Consider the following 4912-nt stretch of genomic DNA (forward strand, 5'->3'; position numbering starts at 1 on the left):
CCGCCGGCGCCTCCGCGACGTCCGACGAAGCCGAGTCGGGGATCGAAGGAGCGTCGGCTTGAGGCCAAGCAGCGGCGCACCGACGTCAAGAGCCTGCGTCGGCGCCCCCGCGACGACTGAGGGAGCGATCGTCCGAGGCCATCCGGAGATCGGCATATACGGGGGCGCTATCCGGAAGACGCCCTGTCAGGGCGCGGTCCCGGGGGTCTCGGAGACCGGGATGCCGGTGTCGCGCACGAAGTACACCCAGGGGAACGCCGAGCATCCGAGCTCCCACCCCTCCGCGCGCTCCGCCGCCCGAAGGGGGCGCCAGACGCTTCGACGATGGTCCCACCGGGTGTCGCTGCGGACCATCCGATGTGCGGATGCTCCGGCTCCGATGGTGTGCCAGCCTTCGCGCCCGGCGAGTTCCAGCTCACCCATCTCATCGAAGACGCTCACCGGACCGAGCCAGCGCTCGCTGTCGTCGTCGTCCTGCGCCTCGGCGAGGTGGCCGAATCGCTGCTGCGCCGCTTGACGGGACATGCCGAGCTCAGCGCCGATCGTCGCCCAGCTCGCCCCTGCTGCCCGTGCGGAGAGCACGGCGCGCCGCAGAATGCCGCGCACCTCGTCTTCGGTTCGGGCGCTCGCCGCGATCAGGGCGATGTGGTCTTCCGTCGTGAGAGACGTCTTGTCGGCGACCCCGGCTTCTGCGAGGACAGCGTGACCGATCGCGTCGCTGAGCGCGCTCACTCCACGGTTCCGCGGCTCGGGAGCCACTGCCGGCGTCGGGCGCGCCGGGTGCCGTTGCCGACCCCCCAGAGGTAGGTCCCGACGAGCATCGCGCCGATGCCGACGCCCTGCAGGAACCCTCCGCCGAACCCGCGGAGGTCGAAGCCGATGGACAGCAGGAGCGTCGCCGCTCCCGTGGCGAGAAGCGCGATGCCGATCGCGGTGGCGATTCGTTCCGGTCGCGAGGCGGGCTGAGGTGTCGTCGTCATGGTGTCAATCTATGGTTGACACCAATGGTTGTCAACCACTTGTTGACAACGGGTGTCACTCAGTCCTTCCCGCCCCGCACGAGTTCGAGCCCGGCACCCGCGAACTGTCGCAGCGTCGCATCCGGCAGGAACGCCCTCGTCAGGGCTCCACCGATGCGGGTGAGGTCGCTCTCGTCGCGGAAGAGGAGATACATGGTCTCGTAGCGGGGGTGGAACTTCTGCTTGAACCGATGCAGCGACCCGAAGCCGTACACCGGTTCCAGGGCATCGGCCAGCCGGTCGCTCAGGGCGGCGATCATCCCGGCGTCCGGCGGATAGTCGTGGGCGAGTGGGGCTCCCGAGAGCGACATGATCTGCGCACCCTCGTCGGCGAACTGCCGTGCCGAGGATCCGATCAGGTACTCCATCACGGGTCCGAAGCCGCCCTCCCTGCGACGCATGAGGTCGAGGGTCCAGCCGCGCACGGCACCCTCGTCGCCGTACACGGGCAGCCAGGAGAGGAACCCGTCGACGTCGCCGTTGGGCGCGAGGGCCAGGGCGAGCCGCACCTCCGGGTCCTCGGCCTCATCGAGCGTGCCGAGGGTGAAGCGCATCTCCGGCAGATCCTTGTCGCCGACCCAGGCCTCCGAGATCGCACGCAGCTGCTGCTGCACACCCCAGGACTCCGCCTTGAGCTGCGTCATCCGGAAGGTCATGTCCTCCCGGCCGGCCTTGTTGAGCGATGTGCGCACCGAGTTCCAGCGCTTGCCCGTGAACTCCAGTCCCGGCAGGTCGACGATCGTGTCGTCGGCGACGACGATGCTCCGCCAGCTCGGGGGCACGGCGGCGCGGGTGGCTTCGTCCGCGCTGAAGAAGCAGGGGACGAGACCGGCCAGCTCGGCCGCGTGGATGAAGTCGGTGACGGCCTCGGCGCGCGCCTCCGAGGGGCCGATCGGATCCGCCAGTGCCAGTGCCACACCGTTGCGGCGCTGGTAGGCCACGATGCCGCCGTTCACCCTGGCGTAGTTGTTGCCGTCCCACGTCGTCATCCACGAGAGCGTTCCGCCGCCGTGCGTGCGCAGCTCGTGCTTCACGTCGTCCACGGTGGGCGCGGGCTGGATGCCGAGCTTCGCACGGCGCTTGGCCCGGAAGGCACGGCGCACCCAGACCAGGTACACGAGCATGATCAGCCAGAGGAAGCCGTTGGCCAGCTCGAGCTCGGTCTCTCCATCCCAGCGCACGTCGAGCTGAGCTTGGCTGAACACGGTGATCAGGGTGAGCACGAGGGCGGCGATCACGACGTTGAAGATCCCGAGCAGGAGCGCGAGCACCCACGCGAAGCGTCGGCCCCGGCGCAGGCCGTTCACGAGCACGAGGATCACGACCAGGTCGATCGCGAGGCTGATGAATCCGCCGGAGACGGGTTCCGTCGGGCCGAACGGGCCGTCGGTAGGCAGGAGCGTGGTGATGATCTCGACCGCGCCGAGCACCAGCATCGCCACGACCGCGATCAGCCGCAGCTCGCGCACGGTGGTGTGCCGAACCCGCAGCGTGCGGTCCACGACGAGGATCAGCAGCACGGCGAGCAGATGCTCGAGGTCGGCGACCTTGCCCCAGAAGAGCATCGCGATGAACACGAAGCCGAGCAGGATGAGCCAGCCGCGTACCCTCCACGGCGGGCGGAAGAGGCCGACCGCCGCGGCGATGCACGCCATGGTGCCGCCGGACGCTCCCACGTCGAGCGCCTGCGCCTGCTCGGTCGCCCAGGCCCAGGGGAACTGCGAAAGCAGGTACAGCAGCAGTGCGGTGGCGAAGATCGCGAACAGCTGACCGATTGCGTAGTAGGCCACCGCCACGCGCGATCCGCGACGGTACTCCAGGTAGGCCATTCCTCAGAAGCCGGCGATCGTGAACACGTACACCCAGGGCTGATTCACGAAGAACGTGCCGGTGACGGGCGTCCACCACTTGCCGTCGACGAGGTTCGGCAGTCCGTAGGCGACGGTCTTGAACAGTGCCGTGTCTTCGAAGGGCGACCAGAGTCCACCCCAGATGATCCCCACCACGAGGATGAGCAGCACCATCGTGAGGGTCGCCGGGATCCGTCGGACGACGGCGATCCACGGACGCGGAGAGGGGGAGTGCTCCTCAGCCATGCGCTCAGCGTAGCGAGGGAGGCCCCGTCTCCGCGGAGGCCGCTCCTACTCGCCGCGGAGAACCCGGCGGAGATCGGCGATTTCCTCAGCGGCCATGCCGCCGCTCCGCAGATACCCCGCGACATCGCCGTGGTTCGCGATGATCCAGTCCATCGCCGCCTCGATGGCCGACGCCGGAGACTTGGTCGCCAGGGTCGTCAGCGCCGGGGTGAGCGGAACTCCGAGCGAGGTGATCAGCCCCGTGAGCGCTTCGGCGAACCCGCGCGCGAGGTTCTTCTCGGTCAGCGTGTAATCCGCGACGATCGCCTCTCGAGGCACCTCGGCGACGAGCAGCAGGATCGCGGCGGCGAGACCGGTGCGGTCCTTGCCCGCGGTGCAGTGGAACAGCACGCCGGGCCGAGTGGTGCGGGACGACTCCAGCACCGTGCGGGCGATGGTCGCGAACTGCGCTGCACTCGCCTCCAGGATCGAGATGTACAGCTCCTCCAGGGTGGGCACCCGCTTCAGCACCTCGGCGACCTGGGTCACCGAGAGTCCGGCGCTGCCAGCCGCAGGGAGCAGCTTCTTGACCATCTCGTCCATCGCGCCGCCCTGCATGGGCTGAGCCAGCAGCGTCACGCTGCCGTCATCGGGCAGACGATCTGCGGCACGGGCCCGCTCGCCATCGGTGCGCAGATCGATCACGGTGCCGATGCGGAGGTCGGCGAGCGCCTGCAGCCCCTCGTCGGTGAGCGAAGCGAGGGCATCCGACCGGAAGAGGAGGCCCGATGCGAGCCGACCGCCTCCGGAGGTCGGGAACCCGGCGAGTTCACGAGCGTTGTGTGTCGTCTGCAAAGCGGTCGAGATATCGATGGTCATTCTGGCCCTCTCCTGGGTATGCGGCCAGAATATCGGTGCGGCGGGGCCGCGCGGCTTCGACACGGAAGCGGCGCGACCCCGCCAGCCGGGTCAGCCGTTCACGGCCTTCTCGATGGCCTCCTCGACGTCGTCCCACTCCTGCAGCTCGACCTTCACACCATCCACGAAGAAGCTCGGCGTGCTGTCCACCCCGAGCTTCTCGCCATCGGCCTTGTCGGACTGCACGCGCTCCGCGGTGGCCGCATCCGCGATAGCCGCGTCGTACGCGGCCATGTCGAGGTCGAGCTCCTCGGCGAACCCGCGGAACACCTCGGTCGTCTCCTCGGACTGCTCGCCCCACTGCGCCTGGGTCTCGAACAGGCGGTGGTACATGTCCTCGAAGCGATCCTGCTGACCGGCGGCCTCCGCGGCCAGGGCCGCCTGGGTGGAGTTGATGTGACCGGGCAGGGGGAAGTAGCGCACGACGTAGGTGATCTCGCCGTCGTACTTCTCTCGGAGATCTTCGACGACGGGGTAGAACGCCGCGCACGCCTCGCACTCGAAGTCGAGGAACTCGACGACGGTGACGGCGCCCTCGCCCCCGTCGTCGAGCACATGGGAATCGGTGCGGACGGTCGGCTTCGGCTCCCCGCCTTCGGCCGGTGCGGTGGGTTGTTGCTGGCTGATCGCGAACACGACACCGGCGATCAGCAGGACGATGGCGACGGCGATGGCGATCAGGGTCGCTTTGACAGAGTTCTTCATGGGGTCTCCAGACACAGGGGTACGACGAGGGAAGGATGCCGCCGTGGGCGGCTCGATGCGCGCGTCGGTGTCAGGTACGGGAGATCGAGAGCTGGGTGAGGGTGAGAGCCGGGACGATGACGAGCGGACCGGCGCGGCGCGGCGACGACGTGCCGAGGTCCCGGGTGCCGAGCGGTCGGGTTCTGTGGGCGATGA

At 68.8% G+C, this 4912-nt stretch carries 6 protein-coding genes and 1 pseudogene; 1 reads left to right on the top strand and 6 read right to left on the bottom strand.

The annotated features are described in order from the left end of the window. Positions 1-120 (top strand): annotated as a pseudogene (locus KZA10_RS17895) (aminoacyl-tRNA hydrolase); the annotation flags it as partial. Between the two features lie 66 nt (positions 121-186). Here KZA10_RS17895 and KZA10_RS08050 read toward each other — a convergent pair. The 6 genes from KZA10_RS08050 to KZA10_RS08070 all read right to left on the bottom strand — a co-directional run bounded on the left by KZA10_RS08050 (position 187) and on the right by KZA10_RS08070 (position 4717). After that, on the bottom strand, positions 187-732 hold the full coding sequence (locus KZA10_RS08050; RefSeq protein ID WP_218682603.1) for a hypothetical protein: 546 nt from the start codon (positions 730-732) through the stop codon (positions 187-189). After that, positions 729-980: a hypothetical protein gene (locus KZA10_RS08055; protein WP_218682604.1), complete on the bottom strand. Its 252-nt coding sequence runs from the start codon at positions 978-980 to the stop codon at positions 729-731. The genes KZA10_RS08050 and KZA10_RS08055 overlap by 4 nt, the downstream gene beginning before the upstream one ends. 59 nt (positions 981-1039) lie before the next feature. Further along, a complete protein-coding gene (locus tag KZA10_RS08060) occupies positions 1040-2848 on the bottom strand; it encodes a bifunctional lysylphosphatidylglycerol flippase/synthetase MprF (RefSeq protein WP_256934558.1) in 1809 nt (602 codons plus the stop codon). Positions 2849-2851: 3 nt separating this feature from the next. Further along, positions 2852-3115: a hypothetical protein gene (locus KZA10_RS17900; protein ID WP_256934559.1), complete on the bottom strand. Its 264-nt coding sequence runs from the start codon at positions 3113-3115 to the stop codon at positions 2852-2854. Between the two features lie 45 nt (positions 3116-3160). Next, complete coding sequence (locus tag KZA10_RS08065) at positions 3161-3973, bottom strand: tyrosine-protein phosphatase (protein WP_218682605.1); 813 nt, start codon at positions 3971-3973, stop codon at positions 3161-3163. Positions 3974-4063: 90 nt separating this feature from the next. Next, positions 4064-4717 carry a thioredoxin domain-containing protein gene (locus KZA10_RS08070; RefSeq protein ID WP_218682606.1) on the bottom strand — a complete coding sequence of 218 codons (654 nt, stop codon included), beginning with the start codon at positions 4715-4717 and terminating at the stop codon, positions 4064-4066. Positions 4718-4912 lie beyond the last annotated feature (195 nt).

This window comes from Microbacterium sp. BF1 (genome assembly GCF_019279095.1).
GTDB classification, from domain to species: domain Bacteria; phylum Actinomycetota; class Actinomycetes; order Actinomycetales; family Microbacteriaceae; genus Microbacterium; species Microbacterium maritypicum.

What these genes read in the sequence shown, in the direction of transcription:
- KZA10_RS08055 (WP_218682604.1), bottom strand. Translation starts at nt 980, where the DNA reads ATGACGACGACACCTCAGCCCGCCTCGCGACCGGAACGAATCGCCACC.
- KZA10_RS08060 (WP_256934558.1), bottom strand. Translation starts at nt 2,848, where the DNA reads ATGGCCTACCTGGAGTACCGTCGCGGATCGCGCGTGGCGGTGGCCTAC.
- KZA10_RS17900 (WP_256934559.1), bottom strand. Translation starts at nt 3,115, where the DNA reads ATGGCTGAGGAGCACTCCCCCTCTCCGCGTCCGTGGATCGCCGTCGTC.
- KZA10_RS08065 (WP_218682605.1), bottom strand. Translation starts at nt 3,973, where the DNA reads ATGACCATCGATATCTCGACCGCTTTGCAGACGACACACAACGCTCGT.
- KZA10_RS08070 (WP_218682606.1), bottom strand. Translation starts at nt 4,717, where the DNA reads ATGAAGAACTCTGTCAAAGCGACCCTGATCGCCATCGCCGTCGCCATC.